The sequence below is a fragment of the Alicyclobacillus sp. CIJ1 genome, from assembly GCF_057538885.1.
Genome location: NZ_BAAJPH010000115.1, coordinates 1 through 600, shown reverse-complemented (window position 1 = coordinate 600; position 600 = coordinate 1). Strand labels below are relative to the sequence as shown.

The 600-nt window shown below is 61.7% G+C and carries 1 protein-coding gene; it reads left to right on the top strand.

Annotated elements, in window-relative coordinates:
• Positions 1–74: 74 nt before the first annotated feature.
• Positions 75–600: DEAD/DEAH box helicase (locus tag AC27E8_RS08790; RefSeq protein WP_487111453.1), on the top strand; the 526-nt coding region annotated here is incomplete at its 3' end.

The window sequence follows — 600 nt, the reverse complement described above, 5'->3', positions numbered from 1 at the left end:
TTCCAGATGACAGTGCGAGGCTACGCGCGTTGAACAGCAAAGTTGAAATGTGTCGATTCACGGGGTGATGGAGATTGAGAACCATTACCGCCAAACACCAAAACGAACTCAAACTCCGAAACTACCAACTCGAAGCCGTCGACGCGATTCGACGATATCCGAAGCCGCGGCCGATCTTGGTCGCAGCGACGGGGGCGGGAAAGACTGTGATGTCGTCGCAGTTCGCCGTCGAGCGGCTGGAGCGCGGACCGGTGCTGTTCCTGGCCCACCGCGACGAGTTGCTTGATCAGACGCTGGAGAAGTTCTCGGTGGTGTTCGACGCGCTCGCGGAAAAGGGTCGCGAGGTCAAGATCGGACGTATCCAGGGCCCGGACGACGACGTCGAGGCGGACTTCGCGGTGGCAAGTGTCCAAACGATCTCGCAGCCGGATCGTCTCGAGCGCTGGATGGACGCGCACGAGACGACACCAACCGTGATCACGGACGAGTGCCACCACGCGGTGGCAAGGACGTACATGCGCATCTACCACGCGCTCGGGTTCCTCGGCGCCGTGGTTCCCGAGGGCCACGTGCATCTGGGGCTCACGGCGACTCCCTATC